Annotated in this window: 19 protein-coding genes and 1 tRNA gene; 10 read left to right on the forward strand and 10 right to left on the reverse strand. The window is 62.4% G+C overall.

The genetic code is table 11. From position 1 onward, the window contains the following. Positions 1–196: 196 nt before the first annotated feature. The 6 genes from ACILSQ_RS29805 to ACILSQ_RS29830 form a co-directional block, all read right to left on the reverse strand. Positions 197–529, reverse strand: coding sequence for a hypothetical protein (locus ACILSQ_RS29805; protein WP_395747353.1), 333 nt, complete (start codon positions 527–529; stop codon positions 197–199). Between the two features lie 403 nt (positions 530–932). Next, the gene (locus ACILSQ_RS29810; RefSeq protein WP_395747354.1) at positions 933–2,216 is read right to left on the reverse strand and encodes a class I SAM-dependent methyltransferase; all 1,284 of its coding nucleotides are present in this window, start codon (positions 2,214–2,216) and stop codon (positions 933–935) included. Positions 2,217–2,566: 350 nt separating this feature from the next. Next, entirely contained in the window at positions 2,567–3,448 is an 882-nt protein-coding gene (locus ACILSQ_RS29815) for a formylglycine-generating enzyme family protein (protein ID WP_395747355.1), read from the reverse strand. Beyond that, a complete protein-coding gene (locus tag ACILSQ_RS29820) occupies positions 3,445–5,253 on the reverse strand; it encodes a hypothetical protein (RefSeq protein ID WP_395747356.1) in 1,809 nt (602 codons plus the stop codon). Before ACILSQ_RS29820 ends, ACILSQ_RS29815 begins: the two co-directional genes overlap by 4 nt. A 57-nt stretch (positions 5,254–5,310) precedes the next feature. Further along, positions 5,311–6,255 (reverse strand): GDP-L-fucose synthase family protein, encoded by a 945-nt coding sequence (locus ACILSQ_RS29825; protein WP_395747357.1) that lies wholly within the window; start codon positions 6,253–6,255, stop codon positions 5,311–5,313. Between the two features lie 127 nt (positions 6,256–6,382). After that, a tRNA-Glu gene (locus ACILSQ_RS29830) sits at positions 6,383–6,457 on the reverse strand. Positions 6,458–6,948: 491 nt separating this feature from the next. On the opposite strand from ACILSQ_RS29830, the gene ACILSQ_RS29835 reads away from it, so the two are divergent. The 8 genes from ACILSQ_RS29835 to ACILSQ_RS29870 all read left to right on the forward strand — a co-directional run bounded on the left by ACILSQ_RS29835 (position 6,949) and on the right by ACILSQ_RS29870 (position 15,117). Further along, complete coding sequence (locus ACILSQ_RS29835; RefSeq protein WP_395747358.1) at positions 6,949–10,206, forward strand: hypothetical protein; 3,258 nt, start codon at positions 6,949–6,951, stop codon at positions 10,204–10,206. A 54-nt stretch (positions 10,207–10,260) separates the two neighbouring features. Continuing rightward, the gene (locus ACILSQ_RS29840) at positions 10,261–10,914 is read left to right on the forward strand and encodes a GTP-binding protein (RefSeq protein WP_395747359.1); all 654 of its coding nucleotides are present in this window, start codon (positions 10,261–10,263) and stop codon (positions 10,912–10,914) included. Between the two features lie 19 nt (positions 10,915–10,933). Beyond that, a complete protein-coding gene (locus ACILSQ_RS29845; protein ID WP_395747360.1) occupies positions 10,934–11,332 on the forward strand; it encodes a hypothetical protein in 399 nt (132 codons plus the stop codon). A 103-nt stretch (positions 11,333–11,435) separates the two neighbouring features. Further along, positions 11,436–12,374: an FAD:protein FMN transferase gene (locus tag ACILSQ_RS29850; RefSeq protein WP_395747361.1), complete on the forward strand. Its 939-nt coding sequence runs from the start codon at positions 11,436–11,438 to the stop codon at positions 12,372–12,374. 127 nt (positions 12,375–12,501) lie between these two features. Then, the gene (locus tag ACILSQ_RS29855; protein ID WP_395747362.1) at positions 12,502–12,990 is read left to right on the forward strand and encodes a DUF2127 domain-containing protein; all 489 of its coding nucleotides are present in this window, start codon (positions 12,502–12,504) and stop codon (positions 12,988–12,990) included. Positions 12,991–13,311: 321 nt separating this feature from the next. After that, positions 13,312–13,815 carry a hypothetical protein gene (locus ACILSQ_RS29860; protein ID WP_395747363.1) on the forward strand — a complete coding sequence of 168 codons (504 nt, stop codon included), beginning with the start codon at positions 13,312–13,314 and terminating at the stop codon, positions 13,813–13,815. 187 nt (positions 13,816–14,002) lie between these two features. Continuing rightward, on the forward strand, positions 14,003–14,503 hold the full coding sequence (locus ACILSQ_RS29865; RefSeq protein ID WP_395747364.1) for a hypothetical protein: 501 nt from the start codon (positions 14,003–14,005) through the stop codon (positions 14,501–14,503). 101 nt (positions 14,504–14,604) lie between these two features. Next, complete coding sequence (locus ACILSQ_RS29870) at positions 14,605–15,117, forward strand: hypothetical protein (protein ID WP_395747365.1); 513 nt, start codon at positions 14,605–14,607, stop codon at positions 15,115–15,117. Between the two features lie 139 nt (positions 15,118–15,256). On the opposite strand, the gene ACILSQ_RS29875 is transcribed toward ACILSQ_RS29870, so the two are convergent. Then, positions 15,257–16,441 carry a substrate-binding domain-containing protein gene (locus ACILSQ_RS29875; protein ID WP_395747366.1) on the reverse strand — a complete coding sequence of 395 codons (1,185 nt, stop codon included), beginning with the start codon at positions 16,439–16,441 and terminating at the stop codon, positions 15,257–15,259. Positions 16,442–16,551: 110 nt separating this feature from the next. Here ACILSQ_RS29875 and ACILSQ_RS29880 point away from each other — a divergent pair, with 110 nt between their 5' ends. Next, positions 16,552–17,511 (forward strand): YHYH protein, encoded by a 960-nt coding sequence (locus ACILSQ_RS29880; RefSeq protein ID WP_395747367.1) that lies wholly within the window; start codon positions 16,552–16,554, stop codon positions 17,509–17,511. Between the two features lie 64 nt (positions 17,512–17,575). Next, positions 17,576–20,107 carry a DEAD/DEAH box helicase gene (locus ACILSQ_RS29885; protein WP_395747368.1) on the forward strand — a complete coding sequence of 844 codons (2,532 nt, stop codon included), beginning with the start codon at positions 17,576–17,578 and terminating at the stop codon, positions 20,105–20,107. A gap of 169 nt (positions 20,108–20,276) precedes the next feature. On the opposite strand, the gene ACILSQ_RS29890 is transcribed toward ACILSQ_RS29885, so the two are convergent. Genes ACILSQ_RS29890 through ACILSQ_RS29900 form a run of 3 tightly spaced genes read right to left on the reverse strand, consistent with a single transcriptional unit; the run spans position 20,277 to position 25,842 of the window. Then, positions 20,277–22,463 (reverse strand): molybdopterin oxidoreductase family protein, encoded by a 2,187-nt coding sequence (locus ACILSQ_RS29890; RefSeq protein ID WP_395747369.1) that lies wholly within the window; start codon positions 22,461–22,463, stop codon positions 20,277–20,279. A 2-nt stretch (positions 22,464–22,465) separates the two neighbouring features. Then, complete coding sequence (locus ACILSQ_RS29895) at positions 22,466–24,082, reverse strand: DmsC/YnfH family molybdoenzyme membrane anchor subunit (RefSeq protein ID WP_395747370.1); 1,617 nt, start codon at positions 24,080–24,082, stop codon at positions 22,466–22,468. A gap of 29 nt (positions 24,083–24,111) precedes the next feature. Then, positions 24,112–25,842 carry a NirA family protein gene (locus ACILSQ_RS29900; protein WP_395747371.1) on the reverse strand — a complete coding sequence of 577 codons (1,731 nt, stop codon included), beginning with the start codon at positions 25,840–25,842 and terminating at the stop codon, positions 24,112–24,114. Positions 25,843–25,854: the final 12 nt, after the last annotated feature.

Consider the following 25,854-nt stretch of genomic DNA (forward strand, 5'->3'; position numbering starts at 1 on the left):
CCATACGGTGACTGTGTGGCTAGACGAGCACGCCGGGCGTGGGATTCAACTGGGTTCCGCGTTCTTATGCCGAAGTGTGCGGATGCGGACACGCCCTCCCGGCTGCACCCGCCCTTCCGGCGCCCCATGGATCTCGCGCTAAACATGGAGCTCCCAGCGGCTCCAGAAGGCCTCGTGCCTCTACAGCGCAGTTATCTTACGGCGCGTGTATTTGCTCCAAAGATTCCCAGGCCGCCACCTCGAAGGGAAAATGCTGCACGGGGATCTCATCTGCCGGTTGCGGAGAGAGGATCACGTTCAGCACGATGCGGGATTTCGCCAGGAGCAACTGGCTGCGCTGCCTGCCGGCAATCGAGAGCGAGACTTTGCTTGGGAAAAACGTTCCCCCGCTCGTCAAACTGGGGTCACCACCGTTGAAAACCGCCATTCCTTCCACCTGCTGGTCCGCCAGCAGGATCGCGCGCGTCCCCTGCACATTTCTGGTTTTCAGAAACTTCAGAACATCTTTGGGCGGAGAAAAGGAGGACATTGCGGGTGGCGGAGACGTGGCTCAGGGGGAAAGGAGTTTTGATCTTGTTGATTGTTTGGAAAAATACTCGTCGCGTCAGGATGGGTCCATGTGAGAGGCCTCACCTATTTAGGTGAGGGCCGTCAAAGTTGACAATGCAGCAGGATGCTTGCCACGCCCACCCCAACAACATGCCGAACTTGTCACAGTGAGATGCGGGCATGACGGATTGACTTCGCCCGTCTCTCGCCAAGCCTCGGCGGCCCTGACAATCCAGGATCTACCGTGACATGCTAACTTACGATTTACCGTGGTGCGGCGCGCCTTGAGAGCCATGCCGCTGATGTTGCGGCACAGTCTGTGAGTTTGAAAATCGAGGACTCTGGCGAAAGCGCTGGGCGACGGACAGGAGTGTCCATCGTACTTAGCCTACCAGATGTACCTGGGGCATGGGGACGACGAATTTGCCGCCGCGGGCCAGGAAGTCCTGCTCGCGCTTGAGGAACTCGGGCATGAAGTGCCAGGGGAGCACGAGGTAGTAGTCCGGCTTGGCGGCGCGGGATTCCTCTTCGGAGATGATTTTGATGTGGGTGCCGATGGTGTAGCTGCCCCACTTGATCGGGTTGCGGTCGGCAATGAAGGGAACGAGGTCCGGGGTGACATTGCAGAACTGCAACGTGGTGCTGCCCTTGGTGGAGGCGCCGTAGCCGTGCACCACCTTGCCCTCGGCCTTCGCCTTTTCCAGGAAAGCGGTGAGATCCACACGAATGCGCTCGATGTTGTCGCGGAAGACGGCGTAAGGGGCGTCGGAATCCAGCGCCATTTCGAATTCGCGGATGCGCAGCTCCTGCACACGCGCGGCGGCTTCAGGGGAAGGCTTCACCTGCCCTGCATTCGCCACGACGAGGCGGAAGCTGCCGCCGTTCACGTCGTTGAGATGCACATCGATAACTTCGAGGCCGTGGTCGCCAAACAGGCGCTCCAGCACGGCAAGAGAGTAGTATTCCAAATGCTCGTGGCAGATGGTGTCGAAGCTGTTGATGTCCAGCATGGCGGGCAGGTAGCTCTGCTCGAGGATCCAGATGCCGTCCGTGGCCAGCACATCGGCGATGTCCTGCACAAAGGCGTGGGGGTTCTCCAGGTCGTAGAACATGGAGATGCTGGTGACCACGCGGGCCTTCTCCGTGGTGTGCACACTGCGGAAGGCGCGTGCGGTGAAGAAGTCGTTCACCACTTCAAAGCCTTTGGCGCGCGCCTTGAGGGCCACGTCTGAGGGGTCGATGCCGATGTGGCGAAGGCCCTGGGTCTTGTAACTGGAAAGCAGCGTGCCGTCGTTGCAGCCGATGTCGAGCACGATGTCCCTGGCGCGCAGCTTCACGGTTTCCTCCACCAGCGCGGTGATGCCGGTGAGGTTGTCGATCATGGACTGGTTGATGCCGGACTCGTAGTAGTAGCGGTGGTAGAGCACCTTCGGCGGCACGGAGTGGCGCATCTGCACCAGACCGCAGGCGTTTTCATCGATCGAGGGATCGCAGCGCACCAGGTCCAGCGGCACCTTGCGCTTGATGAGCGCGCTGCCATCCGCGCTGGCCAGCACTCCGCCGATGAACTGGTCTCCAAGGCTGACGACCGGCGTCAGGCTGCGTGAGCCGCAGATGCGGCAGGTGTTGCGGGTGATGAGAACGGGTCGGAAAGCTTGGATGGCCATGGGTGCCCCTCACTTGGCATTGCTGCGCTGGCATGTCCAGCCGGGAGTTGGGGAGGCAGCAGGCCACCCAGGGCTTACGCATGAAGCGGTCAGCCACGGGAGGGAGTATTCTGTTACAGCCAGGCTTTTTGCCGGTGTTAATCGGTAAGCCCTGCCGACATGCCGGAGGGATGTGACTTCCCACCTGGCGGACTGTTCGCGTATATCCAGGCGTTGAAATAGTTGAAACGGTTGAAGTTTCGGCGCTGCCCCCTCGTCATCCCTTATGGCATTTTGTACAGCGGAGGCATTCCAAGACGCCAAATTCTATTCCTCATACTCAGGCGCTCCATTCATGCGCAGCCCCCCTGTTACCGCGCCACTCGAAATCCCTGGTTCGAAAGAGAGCCGTGCCGGTCCATGCGGCCGATGTCCACCAGATTGTAGAAAGAGCAGGTCCCCGCGGAGCACCACCAGGAGCCGCCGCGTCCGGCCACCAGACGCTGCTCGTCACCGGCTTCGACGTCGGGTGGCAAACCTGCGCAGTATTCGAAGACGTTGCCGATGACGTCGTACAATCCCCAGGCATTGGGCGGGAAGGACTTCACCGGCGCGGTGTAGAGAAAGGTGTCCTCCAGGGTGTTTTTCAGGTGGCTGCCGCCGTTCCAGATGTTGGCCCGTTTGGCGTCAAACTTCTCCCCCCAGGGATAGAGCGTGCCGGTGCCGGCGCGCGCGGCGGCCTCCCACTCATCCAGCGTGGGCAGGCGCGCGCCGAGCCACTGGCAATACGCCAGGGCATCCGCGCCGCTGATCTGCGTCACGGGGTGGTTTGGGATCTCCTCCCAGCCCGGGCCATGACCGCCCATGGGCTTGCGCCAGTGCGCGCCCTTCACTTGCTCCCAGGCCCAATCCTCCATGCCTTCCACGGCCACTTTGCCAAAGCCGGTGCGCTCCGCGTCCGTGACGTAATGAGTCGCGGCCACGAAGGCGGCAAACTGAGCGTTGGTGGTTTCCGCCTCCGCAATCTCGAAGGCCGCCAGGCGCACATGGCGCGGTGGATTGCGCCGGGAATCCTGCCCGCCCAGCGCGTGCTCGCCCGCGGGGATGACGACAAAGCGGTGGCCGTTTTTCCCCTCGACCACCGCCGGGGCTTTCGCGTGGGCGTCCTCCGCTTCTGCCGCCATCACTGCATGAGGCAGCAGCAGGAAGGCGATCCCGAAAAGGAACGTGAGCGGCAGGAGGCAGCGGCTCATTTGCGGAACAGGCTGGAATACCAAGGGAGGGGCATGCCATCCGCGGCCTTGCGCTTTTCTGGCGGCACTTCCTGGAGAAACCGTTGCGTCAGCTTCAGCACTTCGTCCCGCACGGCCTCGGAATAGGGCACCCCCACAGCATACGAGGCGTCTTCGGAGATCTCGGCTTTTCTTTTGACCTCGTCCCAGACGACATCACTCCGCAGGTAGCTGGGAATTTGCTCGTAGGAGGTGAACTTCGCCACCTCCGCCGCGTGCTCTCTGCGAAAGGCGGCGCGCCCGGCCTCCCTCATGGACTTTTCCAAGGCAGAATCCCTCATGGGCGGATAGCCTTCCTGCATCAGCAGCGTGTGCATGAGGCCGAGCATTTCCCGCTGGTAAATGCGGCAGGATTGGAGGGCCCTCTCACGTTCAACTGGGCTCCAACCAAAAGGCGAGTCCAGGCGCAGCAGTGGGACTGCGACTTTCGCATCCTTCTCCGCCGCAGCCACCAGATCATGAAGCTGCTGCTCCAGGCGCAGGAGTCCCGGCAGGCACTCGACGGCGTTCAGATGTTCCACCACTTGGAAAATGAGCGGGCCGAACTCCGTGCTCGTCTGCCCGCTGCGGATGCGCTCGGAAACATCGCGGGTGGCGGTTTTTTTCTCAGGAGCGGGAGCCGCGATTTTAAGCTCCTGAATCCGGCCGACGAGCACCGGCAAGACGACATCGCGGTAAGCCAGCAGGCGGATCAGACTGTACCCGCCGAGATTGTAGTGCCGCGGCGCAAGGGCGGACATGGCAGGCAACGGCGCATTCAGGGGAATTTCCGGCATCCTGACGCACATCTGGCTGAAGGAGCCAGGGCTGGCGATGGATTCCTCCAGCAGCGCGACCCCATCCACCTTGGCGGCGGGAGGCTCCTTCCCTGCTATAAAATCCCGCACCAGACGGCGTGCATCATCCAGCACATCCTTGCTGTCGGGCAGCAGGCCGGGAGGATGACGATTCGCGCCCAGCGCATGCAGGCGGGCGGTCAGCGAGTCGCGCAGCAGAGGAGCATATCCTTTTTTCTCCAGCATGCCCAGGCAGACGCCCAGCATTTCCCGCTGGAACACGCGGTTTTTGAAGAGCTGCTGTTTCCATTTCACAACGGCGTCGCGATTGGGCTGGTCCTTTTCAGTGGAGTCTTCCGCCTCCCACTGGCCAAGAAACTCGTCGCCGGTATTGATGTTGGGAAGGGAGGCTATCGGCGCCCCACCATTGTTGCGGAAGGGGTCGTAGGATGTGCTTTGGGCTTTGTCATTGATCTGGCCCAGCTCCTCCTCCAGGCGCAGCAGCTCGGGCAGCAACTCCACCGTCTGCAGCGCCTCCATGATGCGCAGCATGGTGCCGCCCAAAGCGCGTGGATTGTCAAACGTGCGCGGTCCCGGGAGAGCAATCGGTTCGCCCTGCTGCCCGCGAAGGTTTTCCACTCCCGCCGCGAGCTTTCGCACCTCCTCACTGACGGGAGGCGCTGGCGGAATGTTCTCCCAGTGGAAAGTCTTCAAACGCAGCCCCAGCTCCTCCACGATTTCCTTCCTTCGGGTGGACAACTGAGCGAGAGTGTCCGCCGACAAGAAATACTCCTGGTGGATTAATGTGCCGTAGCGTAGCGGCACCGAACCGAAGCTGCCCACTGAATCATCGTCCCGGCACAACTGCCCGTAGTCCCCCGGCCACCAGATCGCGCGGTCCAGCAGTTCAGCGGCGCTTTCTGCCCGGAGAGAGGAAGGAAGGCAGGCCCAAAAGCCAAGGCCGAGCACCAGCAGGATTTTCGTGTGCATTATGCCGCGAGACTAACACGCGGCTGCTGAAATGGGAAGACTGCGGCGGACGTGCGACTACACGCGCGCGGTGGCGCGGTTTTCCAGAAACCACTGGTAGGTGCGGGCCACGCCTTCGCGGAAGTCGGTCGCGGCCTTCCAGCCGAGCTTTTCCAGGCGGCTGACATCCAGCAGGCGGCGCGGATTGCCATCGGGCTGGGTGGTGTCCCAGCAGATCTCGCCTTGGTAGCCGGTGATGGAGCGGATCGCCTCCGCGGCGTCGCGGATGCTGATTTCCTGGCCGGTGCCGATGTTGATGATGTCCGGGCTGCTGTAGTTTTCCAAGAGGAAGGCGCAGGCGGAGGCGAGGTCGTCCACGAAAAGGAACTCACGTGTGGGCTTGCCGCTGCCCCAGAGGGTGACGGAGGGTTTGTTGTGCAGCTTGGCCTCGTGGAAGCGGCGGATCAGCGAAGGCAGCACGTGGGAATGCTCCGGGTCGAAGTTGTCGTAGGGGCCGTAGAGATTGGCCGGCATGCCGCAGATGAAGTCGCGCCCGTGCTGATGGCGGTAGCCCTGGCAGAGCTTGATGCCGGCGATCTTGGCCACGCCGTAGGGCGCATTGGTTTCCTCCATCGGTCCGGTCATGAGGCTGTCTTCGCGGATGGGAATCTCGACCACCTTGGGGTAAATGCAGGTGCTGCCGAGGAAGAGGACTTTTTTCGTGTCAAAGCGGTGCGCGGCGGAAAGCACACTGTTTTGAATCTGCAGGTTGTTCAGCAGGAAATCGACCGGGTGGGTGTAGCTGGCCTTGATGCCGCCCACCGTGGCGGCGGCGAGGATCACCTGATCCGGCTTTTCCGCGGCGAAGAAGGCGTCCGTGGCGTGCTGATCGCGCAGGTCCAGCTCCGCCTTGGTGCGGGTGATGATCTGCCACTCGGGCTTGCTGGCGTAATGACGCATCAATGCGCGCCCGACGAGCCCCTGATGACCGGTGATGAAAAGTTTGCCGCGTGAGGAAGACATGTGCTTCATGCCTTAGCGGAGGCGGGTGCGGTGTCCAGTGAGTTCGTCGCGTGTTCACGACTGCTGGTTTGTGCCGCTTTAGTTTCCGTGGAGACCTTTCTGTCTCGGCCGCCACTCTTTGAAAGAGTGGCGACCCCTACGAGAATCGAACTCGTGTCGCATCCGTGAAAGGGATGTGTCCTAACCGCTAGACGAAGGGGTCTTGTTTTGCTCGGTTTCGAGCGGGCGGGGATAGTGCGTTCAATGCGTGATTCCGCAAGAGAAAAATCATGAAGATTTGAAATTCATTTTGCTGAACCGGCAGGAGCGGGAGTTTTCAGGGGCGGATGATGGAGCCCGTCTTTTCCAGGAGGATGACTCAATCCCAGGGAGGAATGGCCTCATGGTTGCTGAAGAATGATTCAGATGCGTGAAAACCAATGAAAAGCCTTGAAGTGTGTGGGAATAAATAATATTTAAGCTCAATTAATAAACTCAGATGCTGAGGTATTTGTTTATAATTACTAGATTTTTTACACAGACTGGCTATCTTGCTAAGTCGGGCCGCTTCATCCGCCGATGAGTTTCTCGTTCCGAAGTTTGTTTCAGCGTGGAGCCGGTTCCAATGAACCGGGGCAAGACGCTCAACCCTATTTCGCTGCGGGGGCACATCCTCAGAGGGTGGCTGGCACAGGCACTCATAGTCTCCCCTCCATGCAAGCGTCCCCCCCTCAACAGTTTTCAGCGGGTGCATCCCCATTTCAAATCGGGGGCAATCCCCTTTTTAAAACCGCTGGCAACGAGCCGATCGCCGCGCCGCCGATCAATTCGGCCCAGGGAATCTCGCCTTTCAGTGTCGTCGGAGCCACGCCCACGAACGCACCGCTCACCGTGGGAGACGTGATCAATCAACTGCCGCCCGAAGTGGTGCGCATGGGAGCGCTGCCCGCGGAGCAGCCGCTCTCGCTTCCACCGGTGCTGCTGGAAAACGCCCTGCGCAGCGGCCAGGCGGCGCTGCCGGTGTTTGAGCTGTACCGCGTCTGCCCCGCGCTGTTTCAGGTGCCCATCTCTCCGCAGGACCCTCGGCTGGTGGCCCTGCCTGCCACGAAACTTCCGGGCTTGATCGCCCAGGCGCGTGAAGGAAATGTGGGAGCGCCTGCCGCCGCGCCGTCGCCAGCGCCTTCACCGTTTTCGCTGGTTCAGCCTGGACCGTCCGCTGGCGCTCCGGCGGGCTCTCCATTCCAGATGGCGCAGCCGAATGCGGAGCCCGCGCCACCGCAGCAGCCTGCGGTCTCGCCTTTCTCAATGGGGGGAAGCCCGGCAGGGTCTCCTTTCAGCATGGCTCAGCAGCCCGCAGCACCGGCGCCCGCGTCTGGCTCGCCCTTCGCACTGGGTGGCGGGCCGGGGGGCTCTCCCTTCAGCCTTTCGCAGCAGCCTGCGGCTTCTGCGATGGCCGCGCCGGCGTCTGGCTCGCCGTTCGCCTTGGGTGGTACCCCTGTGGGGTCGCCTTTCAGCCTGTCACAGCAACAGCCGCCGGCCTCCACTGCGGCACCAGGTTCGCCCTTCTCACTGGGTGGCAGCCCCGCAGGCTCCCCTTTCAGCATGCCACAGCAGCCTGCGGCACCTGAACCCGCCGCAGCACCTGCTTCGCCTTTCTCCATGGGTGCCAGTCCTGGGGGGTCGCCTTTCAGCATGCCGCAGCCTGCCGCGCCTGAACCGGCCGCAGCGCCTGCTTCGCCTTTCTCGATGGGTGGAAGTCCTGTGGGGTCGCCTTTCAGCATGCCGCAGCAGCCTCCGGTGCCTGAACCCGCCGCAGCACCTGCCTCGCCTTTCTCCATGGGTGCCAGCCCTGCGGGCTCGCCCTTCGGCATGCCGCCTCCGGCGGGATCGCCTTTTGCCGGCGGCCCACCGGCGGGCGCCTCGCCCTTCGGTGGCATGTCGCCGCAGCCTGCGGTGGCGTCTGCATCCCCCTTCCCCGCTGCGCCGCCCGAGAGCAAGCCGCCCGTCCAGCCTCAGGCTTCTATTTCCGTTTTGTTCACTCCGCAGGCGCAGCAACGTGCCTCCACGCCCTCAGACGCGGCCAATGCCAATGCGCCGGGCATGCCGTTTGGCTCTCCGTTTGTCTCGGCCATGAAGGAGGCGGCTCCGCCGGCCGAGGCGCCTGTGCTGAATGCTTTTGCGGCACCCGCTCCATCTCCCGCACCGTCCCAGGCTGCTGCTCCGGCCATGGGTGGCGGCTCGGCCTCGGGCATGGCCAAGCTGGGCTTTGCCGCAGTGCTGAGCGGTTACAGCGTGGAAGAGCTGGGCTTCAACCCAGCCACCCTTCCGGCATGGATCACCACGAGCGTTCCAGCCAGCGTCCTGAACGAGCAGATCTCCTCCGGCAACGTGATGCTGGAGCTCGGCCTGCTCATCGATGGCATTTCAGACATCGGATTCCGCAATACCCTTGGAAATGCCAAGCGTGATTTCAGGATCAAAGTGCCGCAGAACGAGGTGTTTCATGCGCTGACGAACATGTCGGCCGCCCCTGCGGGTGCTCCTGCGGCTGCGGCCTCCCCCTTTGGCAGTGCGAGCCCGGCTGCCGCGCCTGCGAAGCTGTCCGTGCAGCCGAATCCTGCACAGCAGCAGCCCGCGCAAAACTCCCAGCCGCTGTTCACGGCCGCTGCGGCGCAGCCACCTATGGTGGCGGCTCAGGCGCCGATGTTTGGCGCGGCACTGACGCCCTTCACTCAAAGCCAGCCCATGGGAACGCCGGCACCTGTGCCTGCACCCGCAGCCTCGTCTGCCTTCGGAGCGGCTCAGCCTGGCAGCGGCCCGGCACCCTTCTCCTTCTCTGCTCCTGAACCGGCACCCGCGCCGATGTCTGCCTTTGGCTCTCCCCAGCCCGCGGCTGCGCCAGCATCGTTTGCGTTCACGGCTCCTGCTGCACCGGTGGAGGCCGCACCGCCTGCCGCGTCCTCTCCGCCGCTCTTTGCCGCCACACCGCCGGCGGCTGCGAGCCCGTCTAAACCTTTGCAGCCGCTCGCCGGTGCTTTTCAGTCCTTTGGCGCTCCGCCCTCACCTGCCGGAGGCCCGCCGAGCTCGCCTCTCGCTGGAACCGCGAAACCTTTTGATCCCTTTGCCTCGTCATCGACCGGGCCGCTGGCGGCAAAAGCACCGGTGGAGTCGGGTTTGAGCAGCGCACAGTTGCTGGGGCAGGCGCCCGCCTCCCAGCCGACGCCCTCGCTCTTTGCCCCGGCACCCGAAGCCAAGCCCGCTGGCAGCCTGTTTGCACCAGCGGTGGCAGCACCCGCCCCCGCTCCGGCCGCGTTTCAGCCCACACCGTCCTTTGCGCCAGCGCTGGAGGAAATTCCCTCTTTCCCCACACCAGCGGCCCCCGAGCCGCAGCCTGCTTCACGCGGGTTGTTCAGCTCCCAGGCTGTGAATGTGCCCCTGTTCTCAGAGCCGGCGACGCCAGCGGCCAGACCAGAGCCGAAGCCCGCTCCAGCAGCGGCAGCCCCTGCCCCGGCCGCAGCGGCTCCGGGCAAGATGGCGGCGGTGAAGCATTCCTTCCTGGGCCTCTCCCCGCTGGACACGCAGACGGACCAGCTCCTGCTGCGCGCGCTGCTGGGCACCGAGGAAAAACTGGCCGCGCCGCGCGTGGTGGAGCTTCTGGCCCTGCAGCAGGGCCTGAGCGCCTGCGTCTGCCTGCACGGCTCCCATGTGCTGAGCCACGCGGACAGCAGCAAGCCGGATGCGGCGGAGTTTCAGCGGCAGGCGCCGGACATCGCGCGCCAGCTCCGCAATCTGGCACCGCTCATCGGCATCGAGGGCGCGGAGACTTTCACGCTCAATGCCGGGGGCCGTCTGCTGACCTTCTGCTTCCCCGGAGAGTCCATCATCGGCGTACTGCACGATGACGAACCCTCCACCGGCATGCGCGACAAGATCACCCTCATCGCCCGTGAACTGGCCCGCATGCTGGGTTAAAAACCTGGCAGGCTGCGGCGTTCACTTATCCATCATTCGTCATCCCCTCCCGCCATGCCCAGCATCGATCACGACGAACGCACCGTCAGCTTCAAGATTGTCTATTGCGGGACTCCGCTGAGCGGGAAGACCTCCAATCTGCAGCAGATCCACGCCAAGCTGGACCCCAATGGCTGCAGCGACCTGGTCTCGCTCTCCACCGCACAGGACCGCACGCTGTTCTTCGACTTCCTGGCGGTGGAGGCGGACGCGCTGCCCGGCTACAAGACCACCTTCCACCTCTACACCGTGCCCGGGCAGGTGACCTACAATGCCACGCTGCAACTGGTGCTGCGGCAGGCCGATGGCGTGGTGTTTGTGGCGGACTCGCAGATGGACCGCCAGCGCGACAACCTGCAGTCCCTGCAAAGCCTGGAGGCGAACCTGCGCATGAACGACAGCTCGCTGGACCGCCTGCCCATCGTGATGCAGTACAACAAGCGCGACCTGCCCAATGCCGCGCCAGTGGAGTACCTGGAATACCTTTTCAACAACCGGCCCACGCCTTTCCTGAGCTTTGAATCTGACGCGCGCAGCGGGCGCAACGTGCTGGCCACGCTGAACGCCATCTCCCAGGCGGTGCTGCATCAGTTCCGCCTGCGCACCGCCGCCGCGGCCGGCGACGCCGCCATGCCGCATGAACTGCCCACCCACGCCCTGGCCGCCTAACCCCATTCATCCACCGACCATGCATCTTGCAGCCCTTGCCACCCTTCCCGACGTGATTCAGGCCGCCATCGCCGATGACGCGGGGCGTCTGCTCGATTGCGCAGGCGATGCCGAGCCGCCGACCGCCGCCATCCTCGTGCTGGCCCACGCCACGCTCTCCGCCGCCTCCGAACTGGGCCGCCGCTCCGGCAGCGGCGACTGCCTGGAAATCATCCAGCAGCATGATGCGGGTGTCATTTATCTGCACGGCCTGCCCCAGCGCCGGGTGCTGCTGGTGCGCTGCCAGAGCACGGCGGCCATTCCGGCCATCCGCACGGCCTGCGAGGCGCTGGCCAAACCGGTGACGACCCGCATCCGCCCCGTCTCAGTGCCTGCCTTTGATCTCACCGATGCACTGCACGCGGAACCGGCGTGGTGAGGCGGGCGGGTGTCAGGGCTCGTAGTTCGGGCTTTAGCCCGTTCAGACTCTTCGTATTGTAGTACCGGCTTCAGCCGGTCAGGCTTGCCGCCCACCGTTCCGCGTGATCTCCCGCCACCTTCTGTTCCTTCTCCTCTGCGCCCTGCCCGCGCAGGCGCTGGAGCGTTTCGATTTCTCCGCGCCGCTGATGTTCACCACCTTCCGCATCTCACTGCATGCGGAAACGAAGGCGCAGGCCGAGGCGGCTGCTGATGCCGCCTTCAAGCGCATCGCCGCCCTGAACGCGGTCTTCTCCGACTACGAGCCCAACAGCGAGCTCATGCAGCTCTGCAACGCCGGTCCGGACAAGCCTTTCAAAGCCAGCGCGGATCTCTTTGCTCTCGTCTCGCGCTCCCTGGAGTTTTCGCGGCTTACCGAAGGTGCCTTTGACATCACCTGCGGCAACCTCTCCCACCTTTGGCGCCGCACCAAGCGCACCCACAAACTGCCGCCCGCCGACCGCCTGCGGCAGGCCCTGGCGGCCACCGACTGGCAGGCCGTGAAGCTGGATGAGAAAGCGCGCACGATCACGCTCACGAAGCCCGGCATGCTGCTGGATCTCGGCGGCATTGCCAAAGGCTACGCGGCGGATGCAGGACTGAAGGTTTTGCGGAAGCACGGGCTCAACCGCGCTCTGGTCATGGCCGGCGGAGACATCGCCATCGGTGATCCGCCGCCGGGAGAGGAGGCGTGGGAGATCAAGCTGCGGCAGTTCACCCACGCCGCGCCAGAGGAGGACCTCGTCGCCGTGCGCCTGCACAACTGCGGCGTCTCCACCTCCGGAGATCTGTATCAATTCACCGAGATCGAAGGCCAGCGCTACTCGCACATTGTTTCGCCAAAGACGGGCATGGGGCTGACCCAGCGCATCGCCTGCTCCGTCATCGCGTCCGACTGCACCACCAGCGACGCCCTGGCCACGGCGATGTGCGTGCTGGGCCGGGAACGTGGAGAGAAAGCCGCGGCGCAGGTGAAGGGCGTGACGACGAAGTTTGCGGAGTGAGTGAATACGGTGTGAGACGGCAGAAACCCTGCCCCGTTTCAAATACATCCCCGCATGGCTGGCGGGACGATGAATCAGGTGTGATGAGCCACCCGCCTTCCCATGGGTGGCCTCATGCTGACCCACCATGACCTCCTCCGGCCTGCGCAAAAGTCTCGACATCGTCGCCGCCATTGAGGCGGCCAAGGGGACTGCGGTGCTGCTGGCGGGTTTTGGCCTGCTGGGGCTGCTGCACCGGGACCTGCATGCGCTGGGGGAGGAGTTGGTGGTGCAGTTTCACCTGAATCCGGCCAGGAAGTACCCGCACATCTTCATGGATCTGATGTCTTCGCTAAACGACACCCGTTTGTGGTCCCTGGCCGGCATGGCGCTGCTGTATTCCAGCCTCCGCCTGGTGGAGGCCTACGGGCTGTGGAAGCAGAAGACCTGGGCGGAGTGGCTGGCTCTGGCGGGCGCCTGCATCTACCTGCCTTTCGAAGTGTACGAAATCTACGCCAAGGTGACGTGGGTGCGGGTGTCCGCGCTGGTTTTCAACCTCCTGATCGTGCTGCTGATGACGCGGGTGCTGCTGCAGAAGCGGAGAAACGGGCATGCGCAGCCAAATCCGCTGGCTTAAACAGGTGCGTCCCCGGCGCACAGGATTTCATCTTCCTTGCGAAGGTTTTACACCGTTCTGACATATCGCCGCAGGGCTGTGCGAATCTACCGCCAGACAACGAGAGCGGCACCAGGCCGCCTGTCGCAACGAAAATTTCAAAGATAGTGGTTCCTGCATGGCTGTTGGTACGCACTTCAAAGAACCGGGGTGGATCGGGTGATCCGCCCCGGTTTTTTTTTGGGGGCGCAGCACTGATTTCAAAAAGCTTTCAGAATTTCAGTTGCGGACAAATCCACGGCTCCGTTTGTTGCGAATTGTAGTGCCTGTCACTCCATACTCATGAAAAATAAACTCATTGCCGCCACCCTCATTCTCGCCCTTTTCCCCGCCCTGGCTCCGGCCGGCACCATCAAGCTGCCGGAGGACAAACCGGCCATGACGGCAAACATCCCGGACTCCTGGGAACCGGAAGAGGATGGAGACGGCATCCTGGCGGAGTCTCCGGACAACGTGGCCACCATCTACCTCGAAGTGGTAGGCACCAAAAAGGAAATGGACAGCGTGATTGAAGAAAGCATCAAATGGCTGACGGAAGAACACGAGGTGAAAGTGGACGCCGCCACCAAGGAGGAAAAAGACTTTGAAGACTCCGGCCGCAAGTGGAGCCGCATCTCCTGGAGCGGTGAGAGCAAGGAGTGGGGTCCTGCCGTGATCGGCTTCCTCTTCACTGAAGTGGGCGATGGCAAAGTGCTGACGATCACCTACTGGATCTCGAAGAAAGACAGCGAGAAGAGCCTGGAAACCCTGGGCAAGATCTTCTCCAGCGTGAAGTCCGTTCCGTAATCTGCATCCCTTTCACCGAGGCGGGCACCGTTTCAGCGGGCCCGCCTTTTTTCTTGCCGCCGCAGGCCTGTTTTGATTAAAGCACGCCCCCTATCCCATTGATTTCCAAAACCTTGGAAATGTAAAGCTCGGGCAAGGCCACCCGCTTGCTGGTTTGCGATTTTCTAGTGCGGGTCATTCCGCACTCATGAAAAACGTCTCCATTGTTGCCGCGCTCATTCTGGCCTGTGCTCCCACGCTGGCTTCGGCAGAGATGATCGTGATTCCTGCGAACAGGCCAGCGAGCATGCTCACGCTGCCGGATTACTGGGAGCCCGCAAAATCAGAGGCTGGCATTCTCGCAGCGTCCCCGGACAATGCGGCGGCGATCTACCTCGAAGTCGTGGCCTACCAGAAGGAAATCAACAGTGTCATCGAGGAAAGCATCAAGCTCACGGAAGACCACGATGTGCGGATCGACAACGCGACGAGGGAGACCCAGGACTTCGAAAATGGCGGTCGCCGATGGAACCGTGTTTCCTGGAGCGGCGCCAGCAGAGACTGGGGTCCGGCGATGATTGGTTTCCTCTCCACCGATGTGGGCGATGGGAAAGTGCTGACCATCACCTACTGGGTCTCGCGCAAAGACAGTGAAAGAAGTCTGAAGACGCTGAACAAAATCGTCTCCAGCGTGAGGACCCTTCCCTGACCTGAGCAGCGCTTAATCCTCAAGGCGGTCCGATTCCCGCGAGGCCGCCTTTTTTCTTGCCCAGGCGGGCGCGCTTCCGCTAAAGCAATGGCTTATTCATTATGCCCGCTGAATTCGGCAACACCTGGAAAGAGATACGCACCCTCATGATCGTCTGCCTCGGGATCGGGGTGGTGATTGCGGTGGCGATCGGCGCCATGAACCACCACCAAGGACGCCCGCTGGACATCAAAATGCTGCTGGGTTTCAGCCTGGGCATCGGTGGACTGATTCCACTCTTCGTCCTGCCCACCCTGCTGGTGTCCATCCGGATCGAGGACGGCGTCATTTCCCACTGGTTCTGCCGACGCTGGAAACAAAGCGAAGGCCGCGTGGAAGACCTGACCAAAGTGGAAATCGCCGTGGGCAGCGGCGCGAAATTCTATTTTGCCAATGGGAAGAGCTTTTCCTTCATGGGAGCCGACCTCATGATCCTGCAGGCCATGTGCCTCCACATCATGGAACTCCGCCCCGAGTTCAACAACTTCATCTTCGGCTCCCGCGCGGCGATGATCCTCAAGGCGGTGCAGTTGTTTCAGGCAAAGCGCGGTGATTCGGGAGCCAGTAGTCAGTGAATCAGTAGCCAGTGGTCAGTTTGTGGTTCTCGGGTGTCGTAGCCTTTGCGAAGGTCTTCCAAGCCAGACGTCACGAGTGGTCTCACCGGTGGCGTTTCGGACTGCGTCCTCACTGACGCACTGATTTACTGCCTACCGCCTACACCGCCCTCTGCCTCCGAAACTCCCCCGGCGTCATTCCCGCGCGCTTCCGAAACGCCTCCGCCATGTACTGCGGGTGAGTGAAGCCGCAGCGGGCGGCGATGGCATCCAGCGTGAGATCGGTTTGGGAGAGCAGTTTCTCCACGGCGGCAAAGCGGATGCGGTTGATCTCCTCCCCGGGGCTGCGGCCGATGAGGGCCTTCATGCGGCGCTCCAAAACGCTGCGTGAAAGCGCGGTCTCGCGCGCCACACGCGTCACATCGATCTGCTCGGTGGCGTGCTGGCGGATGAAGCGCAGGGCGGCGGCGATGCGGGGATCTTCCACGGCCACGATGTCGCTGGACTGGCGCACGACGATGTCTCCCGGCGCCAGGAGGTGCTTTTCACCGGGCTTGGGAACACGCTTTTTCGACATCCACTCATCGAGAATGCGCGCGGCATCGTAGCCCACCGCCTGCCCGCGCAGGCGCACGCTGGAGAGCGGAGGCGACGCCGTATCACACAGCATGTTGTCATTCTCCGCACCGACCACGGCCACCTCCTCCGGCACGGCGATGCCCGCGCGCCGTGCGGCGTCCAGCAGCCAGAAGCCGAGCTGGTCATTCACGGCAAAGATCCCCACCGGTTTCTCCAAAGACGCAAGCCACTCCGCCAGCGCCCGCTGGTGCTCATCCCAGCGCAGCGGCTGCCTCCCTGCCCCGCCTGATTTGAATACGGAGCACTCAAAGCCATGCCTGCGCAGGGTTTTCACAAACCACTCCCTGCGCTCCACAAAAAAAGCCTCGGCGGTGTCCAGATAACAGGCGAAGCGCTGAAAGCCGCGATTGCGCAGGTGCTCCGCCACGCGGGTGCCCACGATGCTATTGTCCATGCCGACAAACGGAAACGAATGCGGCAGCACGGTGGTGCGCAGCTCGATGACCGGCAGCTTCGTGGCCTTGAGCTGGCGCAGCAGGGCGTCATCAACCGTGCGGGAGAGAATGCCGTCTCCAGGCCAGTCTTTGAGCCAGGCCGGAAAGCGGCTGCGCAGATCCCGCGGCTCCAGGTACAGCGACCACGGCCCGTGCTCCGCCACATAGCGCCGGACGCCGCGCACGATGTCCCGCCCATAAGAGCGCGAGGTATCGACCAGAACAGCCACCTGCGGGATGCGTGCGGATTTGGAATGAGGGGCCTTCGGCATGAGGAGATGCAAACGGGAAACCCTCTCAGGATGCAAGGAAGAAACGCGCAGCCCTCGGAGTGGATTATTTTTCGTAACGAAATAACAACCTTGGGGTTAGGCTCACACACATGAGATCCTCCCGCCTCTCTGCCACTCCCGCACGGCTGCTCCAAATGAGCAGCGCCGTTCTTGTCTCCGCCTGTCTGGCGGCTTCCTCGCAACTGCCGCAGAGCGAGGTGAAGATCACCACGGACGATGGCTACCGCCGCATTCAGGCCAATGGAATTCCAGATCACACGCCCGGCCAGTTTCCCAACCGGCACAATCCCAACGTGATCGCCGCGCAGAGATATGACTACAAGGTGCCGCTGCACCCCAAGGTGGCGGAAAAGCCGGTGCCCTTTCACATGCAGCCCTTTGGCATCGCGGTGAATGGCGTGGTGTTTGATCCCTTTGCCGCGGAGTGGTGGCAGGGCAATCCACAAAGCGGCTGGCAGTACGAGCCCCATGGCGGAGCGATCGATCTCGGCCTGGACTCCAGCAATGCGCATGTGCAGCCCAACGGAGCGTATCACTATCACGGCATTCCCAATGGCATGATCGAAAAGATCAGCGGCGGCAAGCCCCAGATGGTGCACGTGGGCTGGGCTGCGGACGGCTTCCCCATCTACGGCCCCTGGGGCTACAGCGAGGCCAAAAATCCCAAGAGCGCCCTGAAAAAACTCAGCACGAGCTACGCGATCAAACACGGCACGCGCCCGGAGGGCTCCCCCGGCGGCAAGTATGACGGCGCCTTTGTGCAGGACTACGAGTATGTGGAGGGCACGGGGGACCTTGACGCCAGCAATGGACGCTTTGGCGTGACGCCGGAGTTTCCCCAGGGCACCTACTACTATGTGCTCACGGACGAGTATCCCTTCGTTCCGCGTCAGTTTGCTGGAACTCCGGACGCCAGCTTCGCGCGCCGCGGCCCGCCGGGAGGTGGCGGCCCGCCCGGACGGGGTCGTCGCGGTGGCCCTGGCGGTCCAGGAGGTCCCGGAGGACCAGGCATGCGCCCGCCGCCTGGCTTTGGCCCGCCGCCGTTTTAAAAGTTGCGCCGCTGCGCTGCTGCATCAGTTGCACAGCAACCGGGCTCCTTTATGGATGCGGTGAATGACCGACCACCCGCTGCTGCGCCGACTGCCGAAATCCACCGACTGCTCCAATGACGAGCTGCTGGCGTCGTTTCTCGACTATGTGGCGGAGAAAAATCTGGAGCTCTACCCCGCGCAGGAGGAAGCGATTTTGGAGCTGTTCGATGATCGCAATGTGATCCTGAACACGCCCACGGGCTCAGGCAAATCGCTGGTGGCCCTGGCGCTGCACTTCCGCTCTCTGGCGAAGGGACGGCGCTCCGTTTACACCTGCCCCATCAAGGCGCTAGTGAATGAAAAATTTCTCTCGCTGTGCCGCGACTTCGGCCCTGACAATGTGGGCATGGCGACGGGCGATGCCACCGTGAACCGCAGCGCGCCCATCCTCTGCTGCACGGCGGAGATTCTGGCCAACTACGCGCTGCGGGACGGCGCGCAGGCCCCCTTTCGTGAGGTGATCATGGACGAGTTTCACTACTACTCAGACCGTGAGCGCGGCGTGGCCTGGCAGGTGCCGCTGCTGACGATGAGCAACGCACGCTTTCTACTGATGTCCGCCACCATGGGCGGCACCGAGTTTTTCAAAGAAGGTCTCACGCGCCTGACGAAGGCGGAGACCACGGTGGTGGCCGCGTATGAGCGCCCGGTGCCGCTGGAGTTCACCTACGCGCAGACTTCCATCGACGTGACGCTGCAGGAGCTCGTCGCCGCGAACAAGGCGCCGGTCTATCTCGTGCACTTCACGCAGAACGAGGCTGCGCAGGCGGCGCAGGATCTGATGAGCCTGAACTTCTGCAGCACGGCGGAAAAAGCGGCGATCAAAGAGGCGCTGGTGGGCGCGAAGTTCACCAGCCCCTACGGCAAGGAGGTGAAGAAGTACCTGAGCCATGGCGTGGGGATTCACCATGCAGGACTGCTGCCAAAGTATCGCGTGCTGGTGGAAAAGCTGGCGCAGCGCGGGCTGCTGAAGGTCATCTGCGGCACGGACACGCTGGGCGTGGGAGTGAATGTACCCATCCGCACCGTGCTGCTCACGCGCCTGAGCAAGTATGGTGGTGAAAAGGTGGCGACACTGAGCGCGCGGGATTTCCACCAGATCACCGGCCGTGCCGGACGCCGTGGCTATGATGATGTAGGCTACGTGGTGTGCCAGGCTCCGGAGCATGTGGTGGAAAATGCGAAGATGGAAGCCAAGGCCGCTGGCGATGTGAAGAAACTGCGCAAGATGGTGAAGAAGAAACCGCCCGAGGGCTTCGTGGGCTGGAATGAGGACACCTTCAAAAGGCTGCAAACCGCCGCGCCCGAACCGCTGACCTCTCGCTTTCAGGTTTCCCACGGCATGCTGCTGCAGGTGCTGAGCCGCAAAGGCGATGAATGTGCCGCCATGCGCCAGCTCATTGCGGACTCGCATGAGACCACCAACGCGAAGAAGCAGCACGAGAAGCGCGCATGGGAGCTCTTCAAGGCCCTGGCGAGGCGCAAGATCATCGAGATCATCCCACCCGCGCGGCGCGACAGCGATGGCACGAAGCTGCGGCTGAATGTGGAGCTGCAGGAGGATTTCTCGCTGAACTACACGCTCTCTCTGTATCTCATCGACACGCTGGCGCTCATTGATCCCGCATCACCCACCTATGCGGCGGATGTGATGACACTGTGCGAATCCATCCTGGAGAATCCGGACATCATCCTGCGCCGCCAGCTCGACCAGGTGAAGGACGAGGCCATGGTGGCGATGAAGAACGAGGGCATTCCGTATGAGGAGCGCATCGCCAAGCTGGAGGAACTGGAATACCCCAAGCCCTGCCGTGATTTCATCTACAGCACCTTCAACGCCTTCAGCGACGCGCATCCCTGGGTGGGCCAGGAAAACATCCGGCCCAAGAGCATCGCGCGGGAGATGTTTGAGAACTTCCGCAGCTTCAGCGACTACATCAACGACTACGACCTGCAGCGCGCAGAGGGCGTGCTGCTGCGCCACCTCTCCAGCGTACACAAGGTGCTGGCGCAAACCGTGCCGGACAACTTCAAGACCGAGCCCGTGCAGGAGATGGAGGCCTGGCTGGCGGGCGTGCTGCGCGGCACCGACTCCAGCCTGCTGGACGAATGGGAACGCATGCGCGATCCGAACTTCAAGCCGGATGAGGTGAAGGAGAAGCGCGAGGAAGCCCCCGACATCACGCGCAACAAGCGCGAATTCACCGCGCTCATCCGCACCGAGATCTTCCGCTTCCTGCGCCTGCTCTCGCTGGAAAACTACACCGCCGCCGTCAGCACTGTGAGCGGCCCTTTCACGGCCGACACACTGGCCGCCGTCATGGAGCCCTACTACGCCGAACACGAGCGCATCCGCCTGGACAACGAAGCCCGCAACGGCCGCCACACCTACGTGGAACCCAGCGAGGACCAGACGACCTGGCGCGTGTGCCAGGTGCTGATCGATCCCGAAGAACTCAACGACTGGCAGGCTGAGTTCAGCATTGATCTGGTCCAGGCGCGCGAGGATGGAAAACCGGCGCTGGTGCTGAAGAGCGTGAGCAAGATCGGGTAGTACGACGGACACTCCTGTCTGTCGATCGACGCTCTCTCAGGCATCCAGCGAATCGATTCTCCACCACTCAAAGCCAGCGCGCTGCTGCGGCATGGGACGTTTTCTAACTCGCAACCGCTGCCGCGTGCGTGAGCGTCGATCGACCGGCAGGAGTGCCCATCGTACCTGCCTACCTCTCCACCCGCACCGCCGAATGCTTGTAGCTGGGCTGGCGGCTGTGCGGATCAAACGAGGCATGCGTGAGCTGGTTCACCCGCGGATCATGCATGGGCAGGAAGACCTCCCCGGACGAGACCGTCGTCGTCAGCCGCGCCTTCGCCGTGAGCGAGGCACGTTTTGAAACGACGCGTATCTGCATGCCGTCGCAAACCCCAAGACGGCTGGCATCCTGCGGATGAAGGTCGAGCATCAGCTCTTCCGGCTTCATCTTCGAAAGCACGGCGGACTTTCCGGTGCGCGTCTCCGTATGCCACTGCGCGCTGGTGCCGCGCCCAGTGATGAGAATGAGCGGATACTCATCACTGCGCTGCTCGGGAGCGGACTGCGGCGCCTCAAAGACAAACCTGGCGCGCTTGTCGGGCGTGTAGAACTTCCCGTCCTCAAACAAGCGCCGCTCTTTCTTCGCCCGCGTTTCGTCATTCGCCGTTCGCGGCATCGGCCACTGCACGCCGCCGGATTTGCACAGCATTTCATGACCGGTGATGCCCGTGATGTCGCAGGGCTGGTCTTCCGTGCAGCGTTGCAGCACGCGGAAGACAGCTTCGGGACTGCTCCATCCACGGAACAGATCCTCGCAGCCCCAATAGTGCGCGATGAGCCGGAAAATGTGAAAATCCGCCAGAGCATGACCGGGTGAACGACGCACTTTGGGGCTGTAACCAATCCGGCGCTCGCTGTTGATGAAGCATCCCTCCTTTTCCCCCCAGCCTGCGGCGGGAAGGACGAGGTGCGCACGCTTGGCCGTCTCGGTGCTGCAGTACATGTCCTGCACCACCAGGAAGTCGAGCTTGTCGAGGATGCGGTTGATTTCATTCTGATCGATCCACGAATGGCTGGGATTGGTGGCGACAAACCAGATGGCCTTCACCGTGCCTTCGTCCGCGGCTTTGAGAATCTGATCATACGCCAGGCTGGGGCGGTCAGGAATGCGCTCCACCGGAATGCCCGTGGCGGCGGCCACTTTTTCGCGATGCCGTGGATTGCGGAAATCATGCCCGCCCAGCAGATTTGTCGTGTTCGAAAACAGGCGCGAGCCCATGGCATTGCACTGGCCGGTGATGGAATTGGCGCCGGTGCCCGGCTTGCCGATGTTTCCGGTCATCAGCGCCAGATTGATGATGGCCTGCGCAGTGCGCGTGGCCTGATGTCCCTGATTCACCCCCATGGTCCACCAGAAGGAGACGCGCGGCGTGCCGGAGATGAGGGTCTGGGCAAAATGCACAAGGCGATGCACGCTAATGCCCGTCTCCTTTGAGACGCGCTCAGGCGAGTAGTCCGCGAGGAATTCCTGGAACCCGTCGAAGCCCGTGGTGTGCTCTTCGACGAAACCGGTGTCCACACCGCCGTCGCGGAGGATGAGGTGGGCGAGGCCGTAGAGGAGCGTGAGGTCGCTTTTGGGTTTGATGGCATAATGCTGGGTGGCGGCCATGGCCGTCTCCGTGGTGCGCGGGTCCACCACGATGATCTCCGGGCTGCGCTTGTTGCGCAGCACACGCTGCCACATGATGGGATGCGCGATGCAGGGATTGGCACCGATGAAGACGAGCACGTCGCTTTCTTCGAAGTCCGCATACGTGAAGGGCGGCGCATCAAAGCCAAAGCTTTCCTTGTAGGCGGCCACGGCGGTGGCCATGCACTGGCGCGTGTTGCCATCGCCATGGATCATGCCCATGCCGAATTTTGCCAGGGCGCCGAGAAAGGCCATCTCCTCAAACATGATCTGGCCGGTGCTCAGGTAGGCTGCTGCCTCCGGACCGTGCTTGTCCAGCACCGCGCGCATTTGATCGCAGAAATAGCGCAGCGCGGTGTCCCAGTCGACCTCCTTGCCGTGCAGCAGGGGCATGCGCGCACGGTCGGGTGCGTCCAGCACGCTCAACGCCTCCCAGCCCTTCGGGCAGGCGGTGCCGAGATTCACCGGGTAGTCGGGGTCCGGCGTGAGATTCACCGCCGCGCCGTCTTTGAGATGAATCTTCAAACCGCAGCCGGTGGAGCAGAAGCCGCAGATGGCCTTCGTGGCCGCATCGGGCAGCAGATGCGCGGGCACCTGCCCCAGCCCAAAGCGCGCGGGCTCCCGCACCAGATCGGCCGTGAGCGGGCCGTCCCATTCGCGCAGGGTCATGGCGGGCAGTTTTTTCATCGTCAGTTACCAGGCATTTTTGAACCTGCGGCGGCGGTGAAGAAGCAGAGGCGCTCCAGCAGCTGGCTGCCAAACATCAGCAGCAGCGAGAGGCCCAGCATCCACGGCATCGACGCACCGGCGCTGATCAAAACCGGAATCAGCAGCCCAGTGGCGATGAGCAGCAGCCCGCGCAGCTCAATGCGCGGCGTGTAATGCTTCTGCATGATGCGCGCCGATTTGTGCCAGGCGCAGTCTTCGTCCGCCAAAGCACGCCGGTAGTCTGAAAGCTCCCACAGCGACAAGGCCCAGCGAAACAGCAGCGTGAATGCCACTGCCCACGCCGCATGAGCCACACCAGTGCTGCTCCATACCACCGCACACAGCCCCGCTCCCAGCACTAACATGGTGCCAAGAAATTTGGCCGACACATTTCTTAAAGACCAAAAGGGCCTGCGTGTGTCCACATACACCATCACCGAACACCACACCGCAGCCAGCGCCGCGGCCCCTGTGCCTGTGACGGCGTACTTCATCCATTCAAGATGGCCCAGCCACCAGGAGGCTAAAATGGCCATGCCACCCGCGGGCAGCGCACCGAAAGCCATGATCTCACGCGAGAGCCATGACTTCCGCCAGCCGAGAAAGGCGCGCCATGCTTTGAAGGGCTGGCCCAAATGCAGCGTGCTCAAGCCAACACCCACGAGCCCTGCCACCAGCGCCGCCGCACTCGTCAGCGCGGCCTGAGTCAACGTCAGCCAGTTCATCCACAGGGCGATGGCGCAGCCGATGAATCCACCTGCGCTCATCTGCGTGAGCACCAGCATCCACGCCAAAGGATCGTGGTGTCCATGATCCAGATCCAGCCGACCGGAGTCCGCAGGTCTTGCTGCGGCGGGTGTGGGCTGCGCGGAAACGTAAGTCGTCGTCGGCCGTGTGTAGCTGGAATCAAACGCCCCAGGAATGATGCTGCCACTTGCGGGCACGGCATCGATCTTCACGAGCTGGATTTTGATGGCCTCATTCGGGCAGGACTGCACGCAGGCGGGCGCTTCACCTTCCGCCAGACGGCCCTGGCACATGTCGCACTTGCGCACGATGCCTCGCTTCAGATTGAACTTCGGCACGTCATACGGGCATTTGAGAATGCAGTAGCTGCAGCCGATGCACTGGTCATCCAGATGGCGCACGATGCCGGTGACTTCGTTTTTGTCATAGGCCAGCACCGGGCAGCCCTCCGCGCAGGCGGGCTCCGCGCAGTGATGGCAGGCCGTGGTGACCGTCTGCAAATACGGCTGCTTTCGCGTGCCCACCAGCAGCCCCATGTCCCGCCAGCTCTCGTCTTCATCCAGCCCGTTCAGCGAATGACAGGCCGCCACGCAGGCCTTGCACCCGGTGCAGGAGTCCAGATTCACCTGAAACGCATACTGCTCCCCCGCGGCGGGCTTGCTCAGCGGAATCAAATGCGTGAAGCGCTCGCGGACAGAGCGCGAATCGTATTCATCCGAAAAGAGGGCCACGGGGGTGCGCAGCGTCTGCTGCTCACGGAGCGCATCATTGATGATTTTTGATGGATGACTTACGATTTCAGAGACGGCGCTGCCGCCGCCTGTGATTGGTTGATCCAAATCATAAATCATAAATCGTAAATCATAAATGCCCCGCCGCCTCAAGCCGCCGCATCAAACACCACCTGCAGCTCTCCCACCGTGTGCCGGTTGCAGAAGCTGTGAAAGCTCTCCCCCTCTCTGCGCTTGCTCAGATATCCCTTCAGCATCGCCTCCAGCGTTGAGCCGAGAGACTCCACCGCCACGCCGCTGAAGATCTGGCGGCCGATCTTGCGGTTCTCGCCATAACCACCTCCTACCGTGATGTGGTATCCCTCGCCGCTTTCGGATTTCACCTTGGTGCCCAGCAGGCCGATGTCTCCCATGAAGTGCTGGGCGCAGGAGTGCGCACAGCCGGTGAAGTGGATGTTCACGGGCTTGTCCAGCTTCACTCGCCTGTCCAGATACTCCATCATGGCGATGGCGTGTCCTTTGGTGTCGCTGGCTGCAAACTTGCAGTACTTGTTGCCCGTGCAGGCCACAAAGCCGCTCTTGAGGTTCGACTGCTCGGTGGGAAAGCCGAGTTTCTTCAACGACTTCGCCAGCGTGGCGGCATAGGCCGTCTTCACATTCGGAATGATGAAATTCTGCCACACCGTCAGCCGGATTTCGCCCGAGCCGTAGCTGTCCGCCAGATCGGCGATACGGTCGAGCTGCTTGGCGGTGAGCTGCCCCACCGGGACGCTGGCGCCCACGTAAACGAGGCCATCCTGCTTCTGGGGAAAGGTGCCCACATGCGAATGCCCCTGCTGGGAAAACTCCCGCTTCGCCTGGCATGGTGCATCCGGTGCCAGGGGGGTCAGCTTGAACTTCAGCAGCTTCTCGGTTTCCACCAGCACGCCATCGAGGCCCCTGTCTTCGACAACATACTTGAAGCGCGCCTTCTTGCGGTTGGTGCGGTCACCGAACTGGATGAACACACGCAGCAGCGCCACCATCACATCGTTGAGTTGCTCCGGCTTCACGATGACACCCCAGTCACTGGCAAAGGTTTGATGCCCAGTGACGCCGCCCAGCGCGATGCGGAAGTAAACCCCGGGTTCGATGCCCTCGCTGTTTTCCCCGATCTTCACCGCGCTGGCGCCGATGTCGTTGGTGTCCTCCACCGCGGAGATGAGGCCGCCGCCATCGTAGGCGATGTTGAACTTGCGCGGCAGATCGTAAAACTCCTTGGAGGCAATGATGAGCGTGGCGAGTTCGTTCACCAGCGGGCGCACATCGATGAGCTCATACGGATCATGGCCCGCGCAGGGGTTCATGGTGATGTTGCGGATGTTGTCCGCGCCGGCCCCCTTGGAATGCAATCCGCAGCCCTGAATCCGCCGCAGCACCTCCGGGCAGTTCTTCGGCTCGATGAGACGAATTTGAAAATTGTTTCGCGTGGTGATCTGGATGTAGCCCGTGGTGAGATCCCGCGCGATGGCGGCCAGCTCGCGGAGCTGGTAGCTCTTCACGATGCCGCCCGGAATGCGCAGCCGGCACATGTAGCCGTCCTTCACCGGATTGAGCCAAAAGAGCCCGTTCCACTTGTAGCGAAACACAGACTCCGGCTCCGGCCTGGCATTCCAGCGCGCATCCATGACGAGCTGCTCGATGGCATCAAAAGGATGCAGCTCACGCTTGATGCGCTCCTCCTTGGTGAGGTCATCCAGCGCAGGGCCGGTCGGGACAGCAGCGGCAGGCACAGGGGCCATGTCTCCAAACGAAACTCCCCCGGCGGCGATGCCGGCAAAGAAGCCTTCGAGGTAGCGTTTCTGCTCGCCGGAAAAGTCCTGGGCAGACGGGATGGGCATGATGCCAGAGCT

Source organism: Prosthecobacter sp. (genome assembly GCF_044227185.1).
Taxonomy (GTDB): domain Bacteria; phylum Verrucomicrobiota; class Verrucomicrobiia; order Verrucomicrobiales; family Verrucomicrobiaceae; genus Prosthecobacter.

What these genes read in the sequence shown, in the direction of transcription:
- ACILSQ_RS29855 (WP_395747362.1), top strand. Translation starts at nt 12,502, where the DNA reads ATGACCTCCTCCGGCCTGCGCAAAAGTCTCGACATCGTCGCCGCCATT.
- ACILSQ_RS29825 (WP_395747357.1), bottom strand. Translation starts at nt 6,255, where the DNA reads ATGTCTTCCTCACGCGGCAAACTTTTCATCACCGGTCATCAGGGGCTC.
- ACILSQ_RS29805 (WP_395747353.1), bottom strand. Translation starts at nt 529, where the DNA reads ATGTCCTCCTTTTCTCCGCCCAAAGATGTTCTGAAGTTTCTGAAAACC.
- ACILSQ_RS29880 (WP_395747367.1), top strand. Translation starts at nt 16,552, where the DNA reads ATGAGATCCTCCCGCCTCTCTGCCACTCCCGCACGGCTGCTCCAAATG.
- ACILSQ_RS29900 (WP_395747371.1), bottom strand. Translation starts at nt 25,842, where the DNA reads ATGCCCATCCCGTCTGCCCAGGACTTTTCCGGCGAGCAGAAACGCTAC.
- ACILSQ_RS29815 (WP_395747355.1), bottom strand. Translation starts at nt 3,448, where the DNA reads ATGAGCCGCTGCCTCCTGCCGCTCACGTTCCTTTTCGGGATCGCCTTC.
- ACILSQ_RS29885 (WP_395747368.1), top strand. Translation starts at nt 17,576, where the DNA reads ATGACCGACCACCCGCTGCTGCGCCGACTGCCGAAATCCACCGACTGC.
- ACILSQ_RS29820 (WP_395747356.1), bottom strand. Translation starts at nt 5,253, where the DNA reads ATGCACACGAAAATCCTGCTGGTGCTCGGCCTTGGCTTTTGGGCCTGC.
- ACILSQ_RS29840 (WP_395747359.1), top strand. Translation starts at nt 10,261, where the DNA reads ATGCCCAGCATCGATCACGACGAACGCACCGTCAGCTTCAAGATTGTC.
- ACILSQ_RS29845 (WP_395747360.1), top strand. Translation starts at nt 10,934, where the DNA reads ATGCATCTTGCAGCCCTTGCCACCCTTCCCGACGTGATTCAGGCCGCC.
- ACILSQ_RS29810 (WP_395747354.1), bottom strand. Translation starts at nt 2,216, where the DNA reads ATGGCCATCCAAGCTTTCCGACCCGTTCTCATCACCCGCAACACCTGC.
- ACILSQ_RS29835 (WP_395747358.1), top strand. Translation starts at nt 6,949, where the DNA reads ATGCAAGCGTCCCCCCCTCAACAGTTTTCAGCGGGTGCATCCCCATTT.
- ACILSQ_RS29870 (WP_395747365.1), top strand. Translation starts at nt 14,605, where the DNA reads ATGCCCGCTGAATTCGGCAACACCTGGAAAGAGATACGCACCCTCATG.
- ACILSQ_RS29895 (WP_395747370.1), bottom strand. Translation starts at nt 24,082, where the DNA reads ATGATTTATGATTTGGATCAACCAATCACAGGCGGCGGCAGCGCCGTC.
- ACILSQ_RS29875 (WP_395747366.1), bottom strand. Translation starts at nt 16,441, where the DNA reads ATGCCGAAGGCCCCTCATTCCAAATCCGCACGCATCCCGCAGGTGGCT.
- ACILSQ_RS29890 (WP_395747369.1), bottom strand. Translation starts at nt 22,463, where the DNA reads ATGAAAAAACTGCCCGCCATGACCCTGCGCGAATGGGACGGCCCGCTC.
- ACILSQ_RS29860 (WP_395747363.1), top strand. Translation starts at nt 13,312, where the DNA reads ATGAAAAATAAACTCATTGCCGCCACCCTCATTCTCGCCCTTTTCCCC.
- ACILSQ_RS29865 (WP_395747364.1), top strand. Translation starts at nt 14,003, where the DNA reads ATGAAAAACGTCTCCATTGTTGCCGCGCTCATTCTGGCCTGTGCTCCC.